General features: G+C 37.5%; 11 protein-coding genes. 6 read left to right on the top strand and 5 right to left on the bottom strand.

Translation table 11 applies throughout. The features are described 5' to 3' along the window. Window positions 1-6: 6 nt before the first annotated feature. Together N7U62_RS00055 and N7U62_RS00050 are read right to left on the bottom strand one after the other, a co-directional pair. Window positions 7-882 carry a glycosyltransferase family 2 protein gene (locus N7U62_RS00055; protein WP_264135822.1) on the bottom strand — a complete coding sequence of 292 codons (876 nt, stop codon included), beginning with the start codon at window positions 880-882 and terminating at the stop codon, window positions 7-9. A gap of 5 nt (window positions 883-887) precedes the next feature. Then, complete coding sequence (locus N7U62_RS00050) at window positions 888-2,099, bottom strand: glycosyltransferase family 2 protein (RefSeq protein ID WP_264135820.1); 1,212 nt, start codon at window positions 2,097-2,099, stop codon at window positions 888-890. A gap of 420 nt (window positions 2,100-2,519) precedes the next feature. Between N7U62_RS00050 and N7U62_RS00045 the strand changes: the two genes are divergently transcribed. After that, window positions 2,520-6,818, top strand: a complete 4,299-nt coding sequence (locus tag N7U62_RS00045) for a T9SS type A sorting domain-containing protein (RefSeq protein WP_264135818.1) — start codon at window positions 2,520-2,522, stop codon at window positions 6,816-6,818. 167 nt (window positions 6,819-6,985) lie between these two features. Beyond that, window positions 6,986-13,318, top strand: a complete 6,333-nt coding sequence (locus tag N7U62_RS00040) for a T9SS type A sorting domain-containing protein (protein WP_264135817.1) — start codon at window positions 6,986-6,988, stop codon at window positions 13,316-13,318. Here N7U62_RS00040 and N7U62_RS00035 read toward each other — a convergent pair whose 3' ends face one another. After that, window positions 13,319-14,053: an SDR family oxidoreductase gene (locus N7U62_RS00035; RefSeq protein WP_264135815.1), complete on the bottom strand. Its 735-nt coding sequence runs from the start codon at window positions 14,051-14,053 to the stop codon at window positions 13,319-13,321. A 710-nt stretch (window positions 14,054-14,763) separates the two neighbouring features. On the opposite strand from N7U62_RS00035, the gene N7U62_RS00030 reads away from it, so the two are divergent. Then, the gene (locus N7U62_RS00030; protein ID WP_264135813.1) at window positions 14,764-15,888 is read left to right on the top strand and encodes a hypothetical protein; all 1,125 of its coding nucleotides are present in this window, start codon (window positions 14,764-14,766) and stop codon (window positions 15,886-15,888) included. Here the strand turns inward: N7U62_RS00030 and N7U62_RS00025 are convergent. Beyond that, the gene (locus N7U62_RS00025) at window positions 15,875-16,759 is read right to left on the bottom strand and encodes a decaprenyl-phosphate phosphoribosyltransferase (RefSeq protein WP_264135811.1); all 885 of its coding nucleotides are present in this window, start codon (window positions 16,757-16,759) and stop codon (window positions 15,875-15,877) included. The two genes, N7U62_RS00030 and N7U62_RS00025, sit on opposite strands and share 14 nt — an antisense overlap. A gap of 75 nt (window positions 16,760-16,834) precedes the next feature. Here N7U62_RS00025 and N7U62_RS00020 point away from each other — a divergent pair, with 75 nt between their 5' ends. Beyond that, window positions 16,835-17,770, top strand: a complete 936-nt coding sequence (locus N7U62_RS00020) for a sulfotransferase family protein (protein ID WP_264135810.1) — start codon at window positions 16,835-16,837, stop codon at window positions 17,768-17,770. On the opposite strand, the gene N7U62_RS00015 is transcribed toward N7U62_RS00020, so the two are convergent. Beyond that, window positions 17,763-18,557 (bottom strand): endonuclease/exonuclease/phosphatase family protein, encoded by a 795-nt coding sequence (locus N7U62_RS00015; RefSeq protein ID WP_264140396.1) that lies wholly within the window; start codon window positions 18,555-18,557, stop codon window positions 17,763-17,765. The genes N7U62_RS00020 and N7U62_RS00015 overlap by 8 nt on opposite strands. A gap of 440 nt (window positions 18,558-18,997) precedes the next feature. Here N7U62_RS00015 and N7U62_RS00010 point away from each other — a divergent pair, with 440 nt between their 5' ends. Continuing rightward, a complete protein-coding gene (locus N7U62_RS00010; protein ID WP_264135808.1) occupies window positions 18,998-21,052 on the top strand; it encodes a PKD domain-containing protein in 2,055 nt (684 codons plus the stop codon). A 119-nt stretch (window positions 21,053-21,171) separates the two neighbouring features. Further along, on the top strand, window positions 21,172-22,883 hold a 1,712-nt coding region (locus N7U62_RS00005; protein ID WP_264135807.1), incomplete at its 3' end, for a right-handed parallel beta-helix repeat-containing protein.

Below are 22,883 nucleotides of genomic sequence, written 5' to 3'. Positions count from 1 at the left end.
ATAAGGTTAGTTTTTCAAATGCCAGTAATAAGCATTCACAAAGGCTTTGAGTTGCTTTTGATCTCTCTTAATCAAGTATTGCAAAGATTTAAGTGGTAATACGAACAACCAGGAATAAGAAAAAAACAAAAAGTTTTGAAAAAAATCTCTATGTCTTCGGCAAAACAAAATTCTATTTCTAGTCAAATAATAAGTCTTGAGCGGGTTACCTTTGCCAATCGACATAGACTCTTTGTGATAAATCTTGGCTGCCTGATCAACCCAAATTTCGTATCCAGCCTCCTTGATACTTTGACTCCAGTCTACCTCTTCATAGTATAAAAAAAACAACTCAGGCATCAACCCTACATTATTTACTACCTCTCGACTGGTCATCATAGCCGCACCATGTGCATAGGGAGTTGGGATGAAAGACTCGAACTCCCCATTATCTTCTCTTTTGTTACCAACTGCCTCATTCCTTAAGGTCAGCTGAGTCAATTCTGTGTACCCTGCATATTGAATTATGTTGGTATTATGATAAACAATTTTGGGAGATAGAAGCCCGATATGTGGATTTGACTGAAATTTCTCAATGAGATCTCCGATGAGTGTTGGGGTAACTTCAGTATCATTATTGACAAAAAAGTAATATTCTCCATTTGCCAATTCAACCCCCTTATTGTTTCCTCCAGCGAATCCAAGATTCTGCTCTGAACGATAATAATTCACCTTATTCCCCAGTGAATTTAACTTATCAGTTGGATCAACTCTTGATGAATTATCAACAATAATTAGTTCCCAATTTTCATATTCCGACTCCTGTAGAGACGCCAACAACTCAAGAGTGTAATCTTCAGTATTATAATTGATGGTAATCAATGAGACCAGTGGCTGCTTCATTTCCATTATTTAGAATTTACTACATCCTCATCCACTTCTACTTGGCTATGTTGGGTATGAATAAATTTCTTATCCGCTCCTTTTAGTTTGAACAAAAGCAAAAACATAGACCAAAAAGTTTGTGGTAAACTAAGCATTGATCTAAATAGTTTCTTACCAAACATCCTTCTGGGCATTGCCATCAACATTGCAACCACATACAAAAGAAATGTACCACTCCAATACCAATAAGGTAGTTGTAAAAAGTCTGACAATAAATAAGTCATCAAAGACAATAGGAAGAGGCAACCCAAATTAATAACTCTAGGAAGGAATAAATTGTGAAGCACCGCAATATTAAAATAATCAAAACGTCCTTTGATCAAATTCAAAGAACCTTGCCCCAAATACTTAAGAAGGTATTTGTATTGACTTGACAACCACCTTCTTCTCTGATTTTTAAAATTATCAATGGAATCAGTTTTCTCATCATAGACCAAAGCGTGATCTAAATACAAAATCCTATTGCCTCGCTCAATAATTTTCAACTGAAGCACCTTATCGAACCCTCCAATCGCCTTTATCTCCTTTAAGCATGATACCACCTCATCAATTTGAAAGGCCATACCCGAGCCAATTAAGGAAGCAGATAAACCAATCGCGTTTGGGCCTTTCCTAAAAATATGATTATTGATCGCCTCGCTGGCCCCATCTAAAACTGCCAAATCAGTATTGGAATTTTTAGCTACCCTCCTTCCTTGTATGGAAGAGTAACCCATCTGGGCATAATCATTAACAATGGCTAAGAAGTCCTTTGCAAAAATATTATCAGCATCACTTATTACAACCATGTCATATTTGGAGGTATCCATCGAATCCAAACAGAAGTTAAGAGATTTGGTCTTGGTACTGCTTTCGAATTTGACTTCAACGAGCTCAACATCCTTCCCCCTCAATGCGACCAAGGTTTCTGGCTGCATATGGTCAGCTATAATGTAAACATCATAAAAATCACTAGGGTAATCTATCTGTAACATAGAGTCAGCTACAGATAGAATAACTGCATCTTCCTTATAAGCTGGAATCAGAATGGCAAACCTCTTAAATGTGTTTTGATTGATTGATGAAGATTTCCTTTTATAAAACAGACCGAAAAAGGAAAAAAAGAAAACATAGGCTGCTGAAGCCAGAAAAAAGGCAAATATGGCAACCTCAACAGAAAAAAGAACAACGTGCATTGTTTAGTAGTTAAGCTAGTTAGAGATTTCTATACGCTGGCACAACTTTGTGTCTTAGCATTACATTAAATATTAAAGACACGAAATTTGTACGAAAATATAAAATAGGATTGGCCTATCGATCTATTGAATAAAGAAATTTGAAAGATCCTAAAAAAACCCTTAAATCCATCAATTATTTAATAATCCATCCTTGAATAATTACATTCCAATCTTGAGAAAATAAATAGCTAGGGTGAAGCTATCTACAATTGGATTAGAATCCCTAAGTTTGAATTCCAATTATTGATTCACACACTGTGTGTTTCAGACAATATTTCATCAAAATATTGGTTTATTATTAAGTGATCAATATTATTTAATAACCTGAAATGATTGACTAATTGGAAGCTTTTGCATGTATGGAAAGTAGACTTTAAGATGAGAAAAACCACCTTATTTAACCTATTCTTAATATTGGCTGTTTTTTCTGTCAATGCTCAAAACCCTGGAGGGATTGGGGATACAGAATTAGTTTTATGGCTCAAAGCAGATGCTGGTACCTCTACAACAATTGACGGAACAGAATTGGACACATGGACTGACCAAAGCCCTACAGGAACAAGTGCTACTAACAATGGCACACCAGAATACCGAAACAACACAACTGACAATCTTAATTTCAACCCTGTTGTTGATTTTATCAATCCTGACGGTGATTATTTCACGACTACCGCGACAAGTCTTCTAGGTGCAGGAAATGCATATACGAAAATTGTGGTGACAATTATTGATAATACCACCATCAACAACAATCTAATTTCCTCTGGGGCTTCAGGTAATCATGCTTTATTTATCAATAATGCCAGTGGTGATGCTCCAACCCTTTTTCATGGCTCTCCCATTCTTTCGGGCAGCTCGATTACTTCTGGATCACCCTATATTATTTCAGGTAGGTTTAGAGGAAATACAGGGGGCACTTTGGACAACATTCTAAATCTCAATGGAAACCAGATAGCAAGTAACACATCCACAACCTCCTTCACGGATGGTGGAGCCATTCAGATAGGAGCCTTTCAAAATGGCAACAATATGGATGGAAGAATTGCCGAAGTGGTTGTTTACAACAACGAAATTTCTGACTCAGAACTTGCACAGGTTGAAACCTACTTGGCAATCAAATACGGCATTAGTCTCACTAGAGATTATATAGCCTCAGATGGGACTACAATCTGGATAACAGGAGGAGGATTTGACAATGACATTACCGGTATAGGTTATGATGTTAGTTCCTCATTGGACCAGCAAAAATCTAAATCAATGAATAGTGATGGCATCATTACTTTGGACAAGGGAGGGGCATTTTCCAGCGATGAACAATTTGTAATCATTGGTAATGATGACGGATCACTTCTTGCTACTCAATCAGGCATTCCAAGTACAGTCAATTTTAGATGTGGCAGAACATGGTACTTTTCCGAATTAGGAACTGGTGGAGATGCGGGTTCTATCTCTATTACTTTTGACATAGCAAGTTTAGGATTAGGAGGAGCAGTTGCTAGTGATTTTAAATTACTAGCAGACACTGATACTGATTTCACAACCGGAGCGACCGAAACAGCCGCAGACATACTTTCTAATAACACAATTACATTTAGCGCTGTTGATCTGGATCATGGAACTTACTTTACTTTAGCCACCACAGGGGAAGCACCCGGTGGATTAGGCTCAGATTTAAGGATGTGGTTCAAAGCAGATGCAGGGGTAAGTCCATCCACTGATGGAGCCACTATAACCTCCTGGGCAGGACAAAGTAATCTGAGTGCTACGGCTACTCCTAGTGGAGATCCAGCCTATGTGGACAACTCTACTGATAACATCAACTACAACCCATCTGTGGATTTTGACGGCACTGGTGACTTCTTCACAACCGATCAAATAGGAACGATCGGAACAAGTTCTGATTACACCAAATTAGTTGTGGCAGTTTTGCACAATACAACAGGAGCCAACAACTTAGTGTCGGCGGATGATGTGGGCAGTAGTCATGCCATCTATTTTAATGGGAGTAGTACCCCAACTATATATCAAGGAAACACCAATTTCTATTCTGGAGGCACAGTTACAGCCAATGAACCAGTACTAATTGCCGTTAGATATGGCTTCAATGGTTCACTTAACAACATTATCAATATCAACGGACTTCAATCAGTAACTAGTCCTTCCTCATCTCAACAACCATTCTCAGACAATGGAGGAATAAACCTAGGTACATTCAACAGTCAAAATGCGAATGTTCTTAATGGCTACATCAGTGAAGCCATCATTTACAACGAAAGTCTGAGCGACGCAGAAATAAAACAGATAGAATCTTACCTTGCCATCAAATATGGAATTGCTCTGGACCAAAGTTCTCCCACTGACTATGTCAATTCAAACGGAACTGTGATTTGGGATGCTACTACTAATTCTGGTTATGACAATGGGTTAATTGGGATCGCTCGGGATGATGCATCTGGATTAAACCAAGGGAAGTCGACTCTTCAGGTCGGAAACAATTCCTTTACGGTTGCAAGAGGAGATATCACGACCCCTGAAACATTTGCTCAAAATCAATCATCCATTATTCTGGGACACAATGGACAAGCGTTAACCGAATCTGCCACAGAAATCCCAACATCAGGAATCGTTACTTCAAGACTAGGTATTGAATTCAAATTAGACATTACAAATTTCAGTGAAACACTAGATCTACTCATCGATTTGGACAATGCTACTGGGGTTACATTTAACAATCAGATGGAACTGATGATAGACGAAGATGGAGATGGAGATTTCACTACTGGATTTGTAAGAAGAATTGGCGCCAGCAGTTCAGATAATACAGAAAAGACCGTTTATTTCGACAATATCACTATCAATGATGGGGAAGTAATTACATTGGGAACCCAAATCGCGGCTCATGGTCCAGGAGGTATAAGTAGTAATCTCGCTGTCTGGTTCAAAGCCAACGAAGGGGTGATTGGTTCATCACCAGTCACCACATGGTCAGATCAAAGTTCTAATGAAGATGATGCTGCTTCAACTGGCACAGGCCCCAGTTACACTGAAAATGCAATCAATTCTAATCCAGCGTTAAGATACAGTGGTACAGAAGATTTATTCACAACGACCGTAGATGACGGAACCAATAGCTCTTTTGATATATTTGCTGTTGCAAGTGCCAGTGCATTTAGCGCTACCTCAGAAAACAATGGGATAATCCAAGGCTCCGCTACCTCATTTTCAAGTTCACAAAACATTGGAATGTGGATCACAGAAAATGGAGAGCTTTCAGGTAGGGTAATTCAAAATGATGCTACAATAGTAGATTATCCAACAACTACCATTCTTACTACTAATACTCCTTACCTATTAAACAATTTCGCTGATGGGGCCGGAACTAGTGGTCAATTGATTAATGGATTGTCTGCAAGTGTAGCCCAAGTTTATAACAATACAGTTGGAGATTGGAGTGCATTTGGTATAGGCAGACAAGAAAACGACGAATGGCAAGGAGACATTGCTGAGGTCATAGCTTACAATCAAAAATTATCGACCAATGACCAACGTCAGGTTGAATCCTATCTGGCATTGAAATATGGCCTAACTATTGACCAAAGCTCTCCATCAGATTATTACGATTCGCAAACCACTACTATTTGGGATGCCACCACATTTTCAACTTATAGCAATGACATAGCCGGTATTGGCCGAGATGATTTTTCAGATTTGGACCAAAGGTCTTCAAGGTCAGCCAACTCTGACTCTCGAGTGATCATAGAAAAGTCAAGCGGATTTTCTACAGACCGAGTATTTTACATCTGGGGCAACGATAATGATGTGATGGAATCAAAAGATGAAACTGATTTTCCAGGTGGAGAAGGACTAGAAGGTAGAGTTGCTAGAACATGGCATATTGAAATTCAGAATGATAATGGAAATGTGGACGTCACCTTTGATTTGAGTGGGCTTCTTCCCGTAAACACATCAGATTTGAGGCTATTAATTGATCAGGATCAAGATGGTTTATTCAATGATGAAACGGTCGCAGGATCTGGAATCATTAGTGGTGCAACTAATCCAAGTGCAGGTCTTTACCAGTTTTCTGGTGTTAACCTTGATGATGGTGACAATTTCACTATTGCTACAATTGACATGACTAATTCACCACTGCCAGTTGTATTCAGTGATTTCTCATTAGAACTTATCAATCAAACTGTAGTTATTGATTGGATTACAAGCTCTGAAATAGAAAATAACTATTTCGAAATTGAACGATCTAGTGACCAAAGAAATTGGATATCTATACAAAGAGTCAATGGAGCTGGAAACAGCAATCAGGAGCTGCGATATTCTATTCAAGACTTGCATCCAAATCAAGGAACCAATTACTATAGGATAAAACAAACAGATTTTGATGGGTCATTCTCTTTTTCTGATACCAAGAGTATTTATCTCACCCCATTTATAGAGTTATTCCCTAACCCAGCCAAAAACAATATTAATGTTGCGATTAGAAGCTCAAATTACGTGAATATTGTTTTTCAAGATTTAGCAGGTAAGCAAATTAAGTTACCCGTTTCACAGAACAATAATCAGTATTCTTTGAATACTCAGCATCTTCCTTCAGGTCTGTATTTGATTACAATTAGCACAGAGACTTATCAAGTGCAACGCAAAATTGTTATCAATAAATAAGCCCTATTGATACCCAGAAGTGTCTAATTAATGACATCTCATCTATGCCCAATAACAGACTCTTCTTGTGTTATGATTAAGTTAATCTGTTAAAATACAGCTTACTGATTTTCTATCTCTTAGAAATTCGGTTTAATTTTGAATTTAGTCTACCTAATATTAAACTTATGTCCCTGTTTACCCAACGAAACCGTTTGGTTTCGGTAGTATTATTCTATACCCTTTTCATTTTCACGACCTCTACATTTGCCCAATTAGGGGGAAACCAGTATCTCAATACCATGAGACATTCGGTGAACAATGGTGGAACAACTGAATACTACATTTATTATCCGGAAGATTACGATTCGCACCAAAACAAACCGCTGCTCATCGCGCTTCACGGCAATGCGGAAAGAGGAGGTAATGTAAGCCGCATGCTAGGTAATGATGGAGAAGGATCAATAGCTTATCTGGCCAACCAAGGCCAGGATTTCCCCTTCATTGTTGTATCTCCACATCAAAAAGCTTGGATAGGTGGAACCCAATATCCTAGCTGGAATTTAGAAATTATTGATCAGTTAATTGATCATGTAGTATCTGAATTATCAATTCACCCTTCTAATGTTTTTCTAACGGGATACTCTTCGGGAGGTGGTGATTCCTATAGATACCTTCTTAATTATCCAAACAAAATTCGTGCAACTGCTGTAGTGGCTGGATTATCCAATTGGACGTCCACCTATGGATATAACTTGATTAATGCTCCCTACCCTTGTCAGCTTAAGGATCATATTCTGAGGTTGTGGCACGGCAATCAGGATTCAGTAGTACCATATTATCAATCCGCTAATTTGATTAGTGCTATCAATGATTGTAGCCCATCTGCTCCCGTATCGCCGGTGCTGGACTTGGTGAATGGATATGATCATGATCCATTAAGAGGATATGTCTACAACAATACTACGGGAGCCAACAATATATATGAATGGCTACTTCAATATCAACTAGCTACCGATGATTTTGACCCGCCAGTTACAGAGAGTATCAATCTTAATTCGATAGATCAGACATCCGCCACAGTCCAGGTTGAATTCAACGAACTATCCTATTTATTCTATGGGTTTTCTCAGGATTCGTTATTAACCCCATCAACTGAAAATTTACTTGATGGCAATCAAGGCATGTTTGATCGAGTTGGAACAGTAAATGGTCTGGCTCCCTCCATTAGTTTTGGATCTCTTTTGCCTGATCAGTCCTATACTCTATACTTTATTGCAAGAGACAACGCGGCTACCCCAAATTTACAAACAGAGATTTCATCCTTTACCTTCACAACTCCAGCTCCTATACCTGATACTGACGCTCCTTTTTTTACTGAGCAACCCAACTTAACTGTTTCGAGCACTAGTTTAGAGGTAACCTTTGAAACTGATGAACCTGGTTATCTTAGATGGGCCTTATTCCTTGGTCAACAAACTGATTTAACTTATTCAGAATTGGCGCATCACCCAGAATCAATACTGGCAAACGAAATCCAAAGTGAGGATGGTGGATTTGAACTTGCCGGTCTAAGTGAAGACAAAAATTACTTTTTGTATTTGGCTGCTACGGATTTTGTTGGAAATTCACAGCATATTGTTTCTGAATTTCCATTCAGCACTCTACAATCAGGAACTGGTCTCACTCCTGATAAAACTATCAATATTAATATCAGCAATTCGAATTCAGTAAGCGTAGCAAATTGGAACAATGTAAATCTTAAAGGGTTCAATAATACTATCACCTTTTCAGATCTCGAAGATACAAATGGAGAAAATACACCAATAGACCTTCACGCATTCCATAAAGTAAACAATTCTGTAATCAACTCTGTTGCGGACAATAGCAGTGCACTAAATAATGGGATTTACCCAAACAATGTACTTAGATATGCTGCCTATACCTCGACAACTGGTATGGTTCAGCTACAAGATCTCGATGTAGAACACTTTTATACCATTACTATTCATGGAGGAAGAAGTGGTAGTGGTAGCAGACCTACAAACTACAACGTGAATGGCCAGAGTCAAGTATTAGAATGTGTCAATAATAAAACCGAAACTGTAACTTTTGATAAAGTCAGCCCAAATGAAAATGGACAAATAGACATTACCTTTACCGGAACAGGTACATGGGGTTACTTAAACGCCTTGATCATGGAGGAATATGTAAGTTTAGTGTCCTCAGACACGACTAAGCCAGCTACTCCTATTTTCACTGGGTTTGAGAATTTTCAAGATAAGGCAGAAATTTTCTGGTCAAGTACCTCACTTAATAAAATCAAAACATTTAATCTTTATTCATCCGAGAACTCCATCTCAAACTCTTCTCAGATTGAGCAAATAGGTATAGAGGACAGCAGCATAATTATCATTGATAGGACCAAATTTTATTTCATCTCCGAGGTGGATCAATATGGCAATGAATCAGATCTCAGCGAATCTATAAAACCGACTCCTGCAGACACTATTGCTCCTGCTCAAGTACAGAATTTTTATGCAACTCCCTATTATCCTGACTCTATTGTTCTTAATTGGGATCCAGTTTCTGATGAAGATTTAATGAATTACCTGATCTTCAGATCAACTAATCTCGAATCGCTTCCAAGTACTGCAGCGTTCGCATCCACCCCTAATTCCAATTTTACTATTGATATCCAGAATAGCAAAACTACCTGGTATTATAGTATCATAGCACAAGATAGTAGCGGTAACTATTCAGATTTTTCTGAAGTAATCAGTTTTACTACACCAGATATAGTCGCTCCATCTGTACCAACGGCCTTCATCTCCGAAATAGACATAGACAAAATCACTATTGGATGGAACTCAGTACCTGACCCAGATTTATATTCTTATAAGATCTATTCCAGTACCATTTTCGAGTTTAGTCCAAGCGAAAGCACGCTTATTGAAATATTATCAGCAAATGACACTGTATCAAACATCAATTCCTTAAGTTCTGATTCAGAATACTATTTTGTGGTATCTGCTTTAGACAGTGCATTAAACGAAAGTTTCAGTACTGTTTTATCTGCAAGAACACTGTCTATTCCAGACACAATTGCACCCACTCCACCTTCGAACATTTCAGCCATTCAGGATTCTTTATCGGTAATTGTAACATGGTCAAAAGAGAATTTAGAGAGTGATTTTTCAGGTTTTCAATTGGAACGGTCAGATTCAAATGAAAATGTTAATATGTCAGTATTTGTCACCGACACATTCTTTATTGATTCATCAGTACAACTTTATATTCCCTACACTTATAGAGCCTATTCAGTCGATTCTTCGGCAAATATTTCAACTTCTACTCCAGCTTTCAATATTACTCTTGAAGATAGCTTTGCTCCCATTTATTTACAGGAACCTAAAGTAGAATCTGTCGGAAAGGACGAAGTAACCATGACGGTACAATTAAATGAGCCCGGTGAAATAATAATTCAAGTTTTGACAGCTGGAAGCCCAACCCCTTCTTTATCGGAGGTGATTTCCAATCCGACTTTGATTAAAAATACAGATGGCAGTTCAGAAATCCTTATAGATAATTTATCCTCTGGTAGTAATTACGATATTTATCTAGCTGCCAGAGATACCGTTGAAAATTTAACAGATCAGCTTTCATTGGTTTCTACCAGCACCCTTTCTTCCAATCAAGCTTATCCATTGTTGACTATTAAATACAATGCTGATGGTAGCTATCAACTGATACCAAAAATCAACGATAGTTCAGTCTTGTATGAGAGTCCTTTTGTGGTGGGTATTGGCAGTAGTACACTCAATGGCACGGGGCCTAATACCGAACCAGAAAAACTAAAGAACAGAATAGATAATTGGCTAACTAACAATACGAGCAATCCAAAGTGGTCTGAAATGGCAACTGGTGGATGGAGAAGTGATATGTTCTTACCAGACGAATCAGGCAGTAGCATCACTAGGCATCATTACAATATAGATGCAGTAATGTCCATGAGACCAGACATTGTATTCATTTCTCTGCCGAGCAATGACCAACAGAATGGGGTCAACTCTGCACCTCAATTCGTTGAAAACATACTTTCAATCATTGAAAGAGCAAATGAAAATGGAGCTTATGTTTTTGTTCAGGACACCAACCCCAGAGATGGATTTGACCTAACAGCCAGACAGCGCTTAATTGAAAGTGCCGAACTATTGGCACAAAACATCGATAGTATGCTATTGGTCAAAACTCTTGAAAAGTTATCGATAACACTCTCAGGCGATGACAGGGCCAAAGCGAAACCAGAATATGCGTCAGGAGACAATATTCATTTAAATGGCGCTGGTCATGAGGTGATTTTCGATGAACTCATAAAAAAAATGACTGAGTTTTTTACAGCTGAAAATATTTCTACAATTGAATTAGAAAGATCATCAATTTCACCAACAAGCGGGTTTGCAGTTATTGATTCTAATCTATTATTAGATGGGGAAACGCAACAAAGATTAGATGATCAGGTTTACTACTATCGCGCAAGAGTCAAATTTGATGATGACACCTACTCAACATATAGCAACACGCTATCCGTTGAGAAGCCCTTGGATATTTTAGAAACGGATCAGATTATTAAAGTTAATTTAGGTCCTAGTCACACAAATAATTCGCAATGGAACAACTGGAATCCAAGTTCTCCAATAGCCGGAGAGACGCTGATATTGCAAGACACTGTTGGGAATCCAGCTGGGGTAGAAATAGAAATCATCAATGATTTTTATGGCGCAGGAACCAATGGCTATAGCTCGGGCAGTTCATATCCAGAATCTGTTATGGAAGGGAATTGGCAAATTAGAAATTCAAATTTAACACCTCCGGTATTAAGTTTAAAAAACCTGATTCCCCATGCGACCTATAATATTCAAATATTAAGTAGTGTTTCGACTTTCCAAGATAATAGACGAACTGGTGCTTGGTGTCAAGATCAAATCGAAGGAGTAAATAGTGGAAACAACAATGGCTCAGAAGTAATAGAAATCAATGGACTAATACCAGATGCTAATAATATAATTGAAATTGAGTTCAAAGCCCCCTGGTATGGGGCAGGGTTTATCAATGGTATCATTATTGAAAGAAAACCATCTGAAGAATTCATAATACCAGTTGATTCTGTTACTAATCTGATTGTTACCGAAATCACTGGGTCTACATTAAGTTTCGAATGGACTTCTGAGGCTAGCTCTTTTAATGTGTACAAGTTCCCCGATTATTCAACACCCTACACTACAGTTGACACACCTAGCTTTACCGACATTGGACTATTTGAAAAAAACACATATCAATATAGGGTATCCAGCATCAATGAGATTGGGATTGAATCTGATCTTTCAGAAGAAATAATTATTCAAATTCCTGACATTACGGCTCCTGAAGCGATTACTAACTTTAGTCTCACAGAATCAGGTCAAGGTAATATCGATTTATCATGGAATAACTCAATTAGCGATGACGTTTATGAATATTGGATTTATCAAAGCACAAATAATTTAGATTATTCTTTGATACATACACTTTATGAAACTAATTATTCAATTAACAACATTCCATTTGACACCAGTTACTTTTATGTTATTGCTGTTGATTCGGCATCTAATAAATCTAATCCTTCTGAAGTAATAAGCTACACAAACACCTCTACATCTGGACCAATCGTATTATCGAAAGTTCAGATTAACATGAGTAATTCGAACAGTTTGAGTGTGCCTAATTGGAATAACGCAAACCTTTCAGGCATCAGCGGATCAAGGGCTTTCAATAACTTATTAGACACGGCCGGTAATACTACAAGTATGACTTTCATAGCCTATAATGGGAATGGCTCTATCATTAACAACGTGGCTAGCAATGGTTCAAGTCTCAATGGAGGTATTTATCCAAATCAAGTAATACAATACGCTGCCTATTCAAGTGGAACTGGAATTGTTGAATTATCTAATTTAGATAATGATCATGAGTATACGATCCATTTGTTGGCTGGGAGATCTGGTACTGGTAGCAGAATCACTAGATTTACTATCAACAACAATGAAACACAGGATGTAGAAAGTGTAAATAACAATTCGGAAATTGTTATTTTCGAAAAGGTTACTCCTATCAATGGATCCATAGAAATACAGTTTCAAGAGCTTCCTCAATGGGCCTATTTGAATGCTTTGGTAGTAATAGAATATGCCCCATCAGATAATGGAGCAAGAACAAACCAAAGCCAAATAACCAATCTAATTGATGAGTCTGATATCCAGATATATCCTGTACCTTTTGCAGAATATCTAAAAATAGACATGAAGCAAAATGTAGATTGGGCTAAGATCAAATTATATGATCTAGCTGGTAAAACGATTTATGAAGCTATAAAAAGTGGCAAGGATATAGATTTGGATATGTCAGATGTCGGTTCTGGAACCTACATCCTACATATCAACTCTATTTCTGAAGTTTATGTCAGACAAATCATCAAACGATGATTAAAGGTTTAGTTTTTTAAAAATGGGTTCGGGGATATTTCGTATGATCAACATGACGTATCTCCAAACCCATTTGACATAGACTGTATTTTTTTTCTTTTTAATGGCCTTAATGATAGTTTCAGCAACGTAATCTGGAGAGGCAGTCAATAAAGCTGGCAAATCAAGATCAGCCGTCATTTTAGTATCCATAAAACCCGGCTTTACCGTCATAACATGAATTCCTGTTTTTCCAAAACGATTTCTTAATCCAGATAAATAGGCAGTTAAACCAGCTTTAGCGCTTCCATATAAATAATTGCTCTTTCTGCCTCTATCTCCTGCCACCGAGCTAAATACAGCCAACACACCACTCCCCTTTTCTTCCAACTGATTAGCCAATTGGTTACAAATTGAAATAACCCCAGTGTAATTGCTGTTAATAATATTTTGACATTCCCCCCAATGATTTTGAGCCTCTATTTGATCTCCCAGATATCCAGCGAATACCACAGATGTAGCCGGTACTGAGCCAAGGTCCTTCATGAATTGTTCATGAGAATCAAACTCACTCAAATCCAATGAAAGTAACTTAACCTTTACATCATATCGAATTTGTAAATCTGCAGCAAAATTCTCTAGCTCTACAATTCGCCTGGAGGTAAGAATCAGATTAGTTCCAACTTTGGCATATCTACGAGCTGCTGCCTTAGCCACATCACTAGTGGCTCCAATTAACAATACAGTATTCATCATTTGTTTTAGTTCTAATATTTTATGCTGATTGAAAACTAGGTTTAAGGCATCTGATCTGCTCAATCAGAACATGCTCCAATCCAACCTCTAAATAATAAGTTTTATTAACACTTATCAATTTTTATCGAAATGATATTTAGCAAAGAATATATTTTCTTAACTATGCAATTCAAAACAACCTTCTTCTAATGACTAATACTACTTCTTGGATGAGCCGATTAAAAGAATTGGCCACAATAGAACTTAGCGAAAAACAGGTTAGAATTCTTTCGCTTTCTATGATAATTATTTTCGCAATTGTACCCTTGTTTACCACCTTTCCTTATAGGGTCAATATTTTCCTTTCATGGGAAGGAGCTTATAGATTATCAGAGGGTCATATTCCCTACAAAGATTTTGGACTCCCCATGGGGTTCGGATATTGGATAATTCCCGCCCTTTTCTTTAAAATATTCGGACCTTATTTTCTAAGTCTAGTCAAAGCTCAAGCATTCATTAATATAGTTTCTGGACTCGCATTTTACTCTATTCTAAAAAGTTTTAAAGTCAATCCAGGCATTAGAGTGCTATCTGTTTTTGTCTATTGCCTTTCTTATTCATTCTTCAACTTTTGGCCTTGGTATAACCACTCTGTTATTGTTTATGAAGTATTGGGGTTTTCTTTCCTTCTCAAATTTTTACTGAGAAAGAAAAACTTGAAGAACAACCTAATGAATATCATTTTAGGTTCGCTTTTCTTGTTTTTGTCATTCTTTACTAAGCAGGATGGTGGTGCCTTAGCCTTTTTAATAGCGTTTTTTCTTTTCTCCTACCACGCCATTCTGGACAAAAACTGGAAGGATATAGCCTTGTTCCTAGGGCTATATGGCCTTTGGATAGCTGTATTCTTTTTACCATTTGTAGCACACGGTATTGGATATTGGTTTAATCTGGGACAGGAGCCTCATAACTCAAGAATTCGACTCATAGATTTTATTGAAGTCATTTTAACTGAGTCAATGTGGGAAAAGTTTTATCTGGCTGCTATTCTGGCAGTTTTCATGGTAAAGGCTCAACATCTGAGGGCCTATTTAAACAATAAGCCAGACTTCACTTTTTTCTTATTCGCATTGGGTATTTTGGTGGAAGCACTATTATTTCAGGTGACGAGTTATACCCCGCCAAACAACAATATTTTCTTTCACAGCTTTGCTTTTGCCTTCTTATTAAGTCAATTGCAAAACAAGTTTAACTTTAGTCAAATCAAGAACTTAGCTCCAATCTTAGTCTTGGTCATGATTTGGTGGTCTGGCACGTATTCAAAATATATCATCAGAATCGCAAAAAGAGCCTTGCCTGAATCTAGTTCTGTAGATTACGAAGAGATTTCGCGAAACAGCTTCATGATCAAAGAGGAAAGCAATACTGTAAAGCGCTCAGAGTGGATTTTCTCAGACCTTCGAGCTTTCCGCGGAATTTACATGCCAGAATCCACTGTTAAGGGAATAGAACGTGTGATGCAGATGTCAGAAATTAAAAAGAATTCTCCATCCGTACTTAACATGACCGAGCTAACTCCTCTTGCATATGAGATAGGCTTTGAATTAGAAAAAGGGAAACCTCTCTGGTACCACAAAGGGGTAGGAATATTCCAACCCCAAGTAGATGAATATGTTCAGGAAATAAAAGACGGGAAATATGAAATGGTACTTTTCGAATACATACCTACACTAAACAATTTCTATCCAGATGAAGTAAGAGAAGCATTGAAGGAGTACTACCAATTGAAGGATAGTTTCCTTGCTCCAAGGACTCCTACCAATGCAGATATTGAGGTTTACGTCAGGAAAAAATAGTTAAATCCTTAAAGTAGATCAAAAGGTAAAAACTAACAACCCAACCCAATATGGCCATCTGAATAAAGCGGTCTTTATAGAGTACTTGAGTAGGTGATCCAGTGTCATTCTCTACTAATCCCAGTTGCAAATAGCGCAGGATCCCTACTAATACAAAAAGTGCTGTATAGAATAAACGATAGGTCCCCATTCTCTCGATCACTTCTGGAGACATGCAGTACATAAGATAGCTGACAAAAATAACTCCAGCTACCAGAGATAACGCAACATTAAGAAATTCTAGAGAATAGGTTTTGGCTACTTTTCTCATATCTTGCCCAGACTCTTGTTTGATGATGAGATCGTCCCTTCTTTTAGCTACAGCCATCAATACCGCCAATAAAAACACCATGACGATGATCCATTGAGAAAGTGGTACATCTGAGATAATCCCACCAGCCTTAATTCTGAGCACAAACCCAATTGCTACTATAACAATATCAATGATCGATATCTCTTTCAATTTTAGGGTATAAGCCAAGTTCATTAAAAAATATATCAACAAGACAAAGGCAAATTTCAACTCTACTAAATAGGCTATTGTGCCTCCACTCAGTACTAGTAGCCCAAAAATCATTATCGCTGCAGAGATAGAAATATCCCCTGAAGCAATTGGTCGTTCCTTCTTCTTTGGATGTAATCTATCCGCCTCTACATCCTTCAAATCATTGATTACATAAATTGCACTAGCGATCAGGCTAAAAGCCAAAAAGCCCAGTAATAGATTGGGATAAAGGTTGTAGTCTGTAAGTTGACCTGAGAAAAATAGTGGGATGAAAAGAAAAGAATTCTTCACCCAATGCTTGATACGAATTAATTTTAATACTTTCAATGGTTAGTATTTGGTTTATTTCTTTCGGCAAAGTAAACAAAATATCAAATTAGCGGTATCAAAAATCCTATAGTTATGACATTAAATAATCAATCTTCTAAACTACCTCATTTTCTTATCATTGGAGCAGGGAAATCTGGAACTACTGCATTAGAAGCTTATCTTAATCAACACCCTGATATTTATCTACCTGCAATAAAAGAACCGAACTTTTTTGCATATGAAAAGCACCATGCTGAGGATTTTAACGACCAAGAAACCATAGATCACTTTAACAACTCAATTACTGATTGGGATTCTTACCTTCAATTATTCAAAGATGCAGCAAATGATCAGGTGATAGGTGAGATTTCCAACACTTATCTTTGTATGTCTGAATCACTTGCAAACATTAAAAATCATCTTCCTGACACCAAATTGATTGCTGTAATCCGACAACCCGCAGAAAGAATATATTCAAGGTATATGCATCTCCTTAGAGTTGATAAAGCGCCAGAAGGAAATTTTGATGAAGATGTGTTGGACAAATCATCAATTTGGTGGCAAAGAGCAGATTTAATCAACGAAGGTTTTTATTATCAACACCTCAAACGGTTTTATGAGGCCTTTGACTCAAAACAAATCAAAGTATTCTTACATGAAGATCTGCTATTCAATAGAGACAAGACGTTGGCTGATATTTGTACATTTCTAGATGTAGATCCATCATTCACTTTTAACTCTACAACGGCCTATAACAAGTCAGGTGTGGTCAAGAATCAATTTTTCAACAAATTAGTCGGAAATAAGAGTGTCTTAATCAAAGGCCTTAAAGGAATATCACCAGCCGTTTATTCCAAAATCAAAGGGAATAGAGTTTTAAAGGACACTATTGAACGTCTTCGAAATAAGAACATTAAAAAAAAGAAAATGTCAGGAGAGGTCAAAAAGCAAATCACAAACATTTACAAAGAAGACATCAAAAATCTTGAGGGTCTTATTGAACGTGATCTAAGCAGTTGGCTCAATTAACACTTAATTTGGCCCAAATGGGTTTGTGTTCTGAATAATCGAAATTGCTTAATGTTTTGAACTCCATAGATCGGATGGAGTGGGAATAAAACAAATGGTCAATTCTAAATGCCAATAAAGGAATTTTACTGTAGTAAGTAAGTCCCAAGCCATTTCCAGATTCTTTTTGTCCATTTGCGAACCGAGAGGCTAATTGTTTATAAGTGTAGCTGTACTGATTGTCATTAAAGTCCCCTACAACTATAATTGGGATATCAGAATTATCAATAAAAGCCGAAATTGTGTTCAACTGATTCTGTTTGATTCTATTGGTATTGGTGTAAGTATCATAAAAGTAGCTCAGAATATTTCGATTTCCTCTCCTACTCAAGTGTAATTCCATTGAATTCAAATGCACATTTATCAATCTTATGGTGTCCTCTTTGATTTTCAGATCTGTATAAATGGCTCCATTATATCTATTTTCGGATTGAACAATAATTCCTGCTTTTACAATTGGAAACCTCGAAAAGGTGATCAACCCTCTATTTAAACCATTGTCGTGTCTTGGACTAGACATTAAATAATACTGATAACCAAGCTCTCCAAATCGGGTTATTGAATTGTAAATTTGAGAGTTCTGATCATTAAAAAACTCTTGAAAGCAAATAACATCCGGATTTAAATCCTTGCATAAATTTTGTACTCCCAACACATCTGAGTTTAAATAGGGATCATTATAGCCTTCCTGAAAAACATTTCTAACCCGAAAAAAACTTACATTATAGTCTAAAACTGCAAGGTTCATCGAAGAAGAATCATCCACAGCTTTACCACTTATGGAATAAAACCCGGAAAAAACCCAAACAGATATAATCATTACAGCCATATAAAGAAGGTACCAACTTCTTTGCTTGTAGAACATCAACAAGGTGAAAACCAACATCAACAAAGCCAGTATGGGCAAAATAACTGAGGACAAGTTGGTTAATGGAAAATAGGACGGATCAATAAATGTTAAAACAAAAACAGTTAGAAGAGAAACAGCCCCTACAGCATAAAAATTCTTGAAACACACAATTAAACAATTACGGGTAGAAAATATGACTTTGACAAAAAACAGGTCAATACATGTATTATAGCAACATTAAGATCGCTCAGACAAAAAGAAATGAAAATTAAGAAACCTTAGCTTTCAATTGTACTGTAGAATAAACAATTTTACCAATCCAATAAAAATCTAAAATAATGAAATCTACCTTAATCTTAAACTGCATCCTTCTTGCCTTTTTTCTATTTACCTCATTTCATAGTAAAGCGCAATGCGATTGTGACCACACAATCAACCCTAGCTCCAATCTTCAAGTCCTAAATGGAGATGATTTTAACTACCAACCCGGTGACACCTTCTGTTTGATGGGTGGTCAGTACAATGCTCTTAGATTGATAAATTTTAAAGGGACTGCCGAAGCTCCGTTAACTTTCATCAATTGTGATGGTGCTGTCAACATTGTCTCTGACCAATATACCGGAATGCAATGGAGAGAGTCCGCCTATGTAAGAGTGACTGGTACAGGAGACGAAAACGAAGAATACGGTATTAAAGTAAGCGAAACACCAACTGGTCGGGTAGGTATTTCAGTTACTTTCCTAAGTACAGATTTCGAAATTGATCACACTGAAATTTCAGGAACTGGATTTGCCGGCATCATGGCCAAAACAGATCCAGAATGTAATGATGATAGAACATGGAGAGAAAATTTCACCATGTACAATATTATTGTTCGTGATAATTATATTCATGATACTGGTGGAGAAGGTATGTATTTGGGCGGATCTTTTGGTTATGAAACAACTAGTAAAAGTTGTGATGGAATAGATGATCCTTTCGCTCATTTTATGGTAGGTACCAAAGTCTATAACAACTACATTGAGGATACCGGATGGGATGGTCTTCAGGTGTCATTGGGAGATGAAACAACAGAAGTCTACAATAACACTATCTATGGTTATGGTACCAGTAAGGAAAACAACCACAATGCGGGTATACAATTAGGTTCTGGATGTACTGGGAAATTCTACAACAACAAAGTCATTCAAAAACCAGATTATGCATTGGAAGATCAAACAGGTATTCAAATCATCAATGCGCTTTCAGGACTAACTTTTTTCAACAACGTAGTAGCCTACTCTGGTGAGTTCGGTATCTGGATCCACCTTAGATTCAGTGATGCTTCCATTGATCTGGACAAGTCCTACAACTTCATCAACAATACCATTATTGAACCAGGAGGAAACTCAGGAGGAAATTACGGTACGGGCATTTTTTGGAACACTTGTATTCCAAATGGTGGAGATTGCAGAGACTATATCAAAAATTATTTTGCTAACAATATCATCGTAGATCCCGGAATCAATCTGGACAATAGTGGTTTTTGGAAAAGTGCAGAAGAGGCTTTTATCGATTACAATGCAAAAGCACTGAGAGAAACAGCGGTCAAAGTAACTAACCTCTTTGCTAGAACTACTGCATCTGGAGTCAACAACCTTACTGCTGACATCAAGTTCGCAGACCCTAGCAATGACAATTACAGCATTTTAGAAGGATCAACTGCTATAGATGCAGGTACGGATGTGAGTAGTTATGGAGTTTCATTCGATTTCAACAATGGTGCACGTCCTTTCGGGTCTGGGTTCGATATCGGTGCATTCGAGTTTGGTGCCACTAATCAAGCCCCCATAGCCAGTATCAGCGTAGACAAAGAAACAATCAACTCAGGTGAAACTGTTAGCTTAAACGGAACTGCTTCTTCTGACCCGGATGGAAGTATTATAAAATATGCATGGACAGTTAAATCTGGCCCCTCTAGCCCTACCATACAAAATGCTGATCAAGCTTCGGCTACTGTTACTATCAATGAACCAGGTGAGTATGTCATTTCTTTGGAAGTGACCGATGATTTAGATGCCTCTGCTAGTGATGAGATCACTATAACAGTGGAATCAGCTCCTTTATCTGTCGGTGATGCATTGAATAACCCATCATTGATCACATCCATCTACCCTAACCCAACGAATTTCGGTATAGTTAATCTCGAATTGAATAAAGAATCAGGTAGCCTAATTGATATTGAAGTATTCTCTATAACGGGCGCTAGCCTTTTTAGAAATAGAATAACATACATTGAAAATAATACTCAAGTAAACCTTTCTCACCTTATACAAGGTGAAGGCAGCAATATGGTCATGATCATGATTAAAGGTGACAATGACTATGCTGTAGAAAGAATTATTTTAAAATAATACAACCACAACACAAACGAAGGTTAATCTTTGAATTAAAAAAGGAGCTCATTGGGTTCCTTTTTTTAATTCAAAGTTCATCAAGAAAAAGAATTCTTTAAAAACAACCTATCTAAACCATGAAATCTACCTTAATCTTAAACTGCATCCTTCTTGCCTTTTTTCTATTTACCTCATTTCATAGTAAAGCGCAATGCGATTGTGACCACACAATCAACCCTAGCTCCAATCTTCAAGTCCTAAATGGAGATGATTTTAACTACCAACCCGGTGACACCTTCTGTTTGATGGGTGGTCAGTACAATGCCCTTAGATTGATAAATTTTAAAGGGACTGCCGAAGCTCCGTTAACTTTCATCAATTGTGATGGTGCTGTCAACATTGTATCTGACCAATATACCGGAATGCAATGGAGAGAGTCCGCCTATGTAAGAGTGACTGGTACAGGAGACGAAAACGAAGAATACGGTATTAAAGTAAGCGAAACACCAACTGGTCGGGTAGGTATTTCAGTTACTTTCCTAAGTACAGATTTCGAAATTGATCACACTGAAATTTCAGGAACTGGATTTGCCGGCATCATGGCCAAAACAGATCCAGAATGTAATGATGATAGAACATGGAGAGAAAATTTCACCATGTACAATATTATTGTTCGTGATAATTATATTCATGATACTGGTGGAGAAGGTATGTATTTGGGCGGATCTTTTGGTTATGAAACAACTAGTAAAAGTTGTGATGGAATAGATGATCCTTTCGCTCATTTTATGGTAGGTACCAAAGTCTATAACAACTACATTGAGGATACCGGATGGGATGGTCTTCAGGTGTCATTGGGAGATGAAACAACAGAAGTCTACAATAACACTATCTATGGTTATGGTACCAGTAAGGAAAACAACCACAATGCGGGTATACAATTAGGTTCTGGATGTACTGGGAAATTCTACAACAACAAAGTCATTCAAAAACCAGATTATGCATTGGAAGATCAAACAGGTATTCAAATCATCAATGCGCTTTCAGGACTAACTTTTTTCAACAACGTAGTAGCCTACTCTGGTGAGTTCGGTATCTGGATCCACCTTAGATTCAGTGATGCTTCCATTGATCTGGACAAGTCCTACAACTTCATCAACAATACCATTATTGAACCAGGAGGAAACTCAGGAGGAAATTACGGTACGGGCATTTTTTGGAACACTTGTATTCCAAATGGTGGAGATTGCAGAGACTATATCAAAAATTATTTTGCTAACAATATCATCGTAGATCCCGGAATCAATCTGGACAATAGTGGTTTTTGGAAAAGTGCAGAAGAGGCTTTTATCGATTACAATGCAAAAGCACTGAGAGAAACAGCGGTCAAAGTAACTAACCTCTTTGCTAGAACTACTGCATCTGGAGTCAACAACCTTACTGCTGACATCAAGTTCGCAGACCCTAGCAATGACAATTACAGCATTTTAGAAGGATCAACTGCTATAGATGCAGGTACGGATGTGAGTAGTTATGGAGTTTCATTCGATTTCAACAATGGTGCACGTCCTTTCGGGTCTGGGTTCGATATCGGTGCATTCGAGTTTGGTGCCACTAATCAAGCCCCCATAGCCAGTATCAGCGTAGACAAAGAAACAATCAACTCAGGTGAAACTGTTAGCTTAAACGGAACTGCTTCTTCTGACCCGGATGGAAGTATTATAAAATATGCATGGACAGTTAAATCTGGCCCCTCTAGCCCTACCATACAAAATGCTGATCAAGCTTCGGCTACTGTTACTATCAATGAACCAGGTGAGTATGTCATTTCTTTGGAAGTGACCGATGA

It is taken from the genome of Reichenbachiella ulvae, from assembly GCF_025833875.1.
GTDB lineage: Bacteria > Bacteroidota > Bacteroidia > Cytophagales > Cyclobacteriaceae > Reichenbachiella > Reichenbachiella ulvae.
The sequence above is the reverse complement of the archived record's forward strand: the minus strand, read 5'-3'. Positions and strand labels throughout refer to the sequence as shown.

Excerpts from the sequence above, each read along its gene's own strand:
- N7U62_RS00055 (WP_264135822.1), bottom strand. The coding sequence starts at position 882 with ATGAAGCAGCCACTGGTCTCATTGATTACCATCAATTATAATACTGAA.
- N7U62_RS00050 (WP_264135820.1), bottom strand. The coding sequence starts at position 2,099 with ATGCACGTTGTTCTTTTTTCTGTTGAGGTTGCCATATTTGCCTTTTTT.
- N7U62_RS00045 (WP_264135818.1), top strand. The coding sequence starts at position 2,520 with ATGAGAAAAACCACCTTATTTAACCTATTCTTAATATTGGCTGTTTTT.
- N7U62_RS00040 (WP_264135817.1), top strand. The coding sequence starts at position 6,986 with ATGTCCCTGTTTACCCAACGAAACCGTTTGGTTTCGGTAGTATTATTC.
- N7U62_RS00035 (WP_264135815.1), bottom strand. The coding sequence starts at position 14,053 with ATGATGAATACTGTATTGTTAATTGGAGCCACTAGTGATGTGGCTAAG.
- N7U62_RS00030 (WP_264135813.1), top strand. The coding sequence starts at position 14,764 with ATGAATATCATTTTAGGTTCGCTTTTCTTGTTTTTGTCATTCTTTACT.
- N7U62_RS00020 (WP_264135810.1), top strand. The coding sequence starts at position 16,835 with ATGACATTAAATAATCAATCTTCTAAACTACCTCATTTTCTTATCATT.
- N7U62_RS00015 (WP_264140396.1), bottom strand. The coding sequence starts at position 18,557 with ATGAACCTTGCAGTTTTAGACTATAATGTAAGTTTTTTTCGGGTTAGA.
- N7U62_RS00010 (WP_264135808.1), top strand. The coding sequence starts at position 18,998 with ATGAAATCTACCTTAATCTTAAACTGCATCCTTCTTGCCTTTTTTCTA.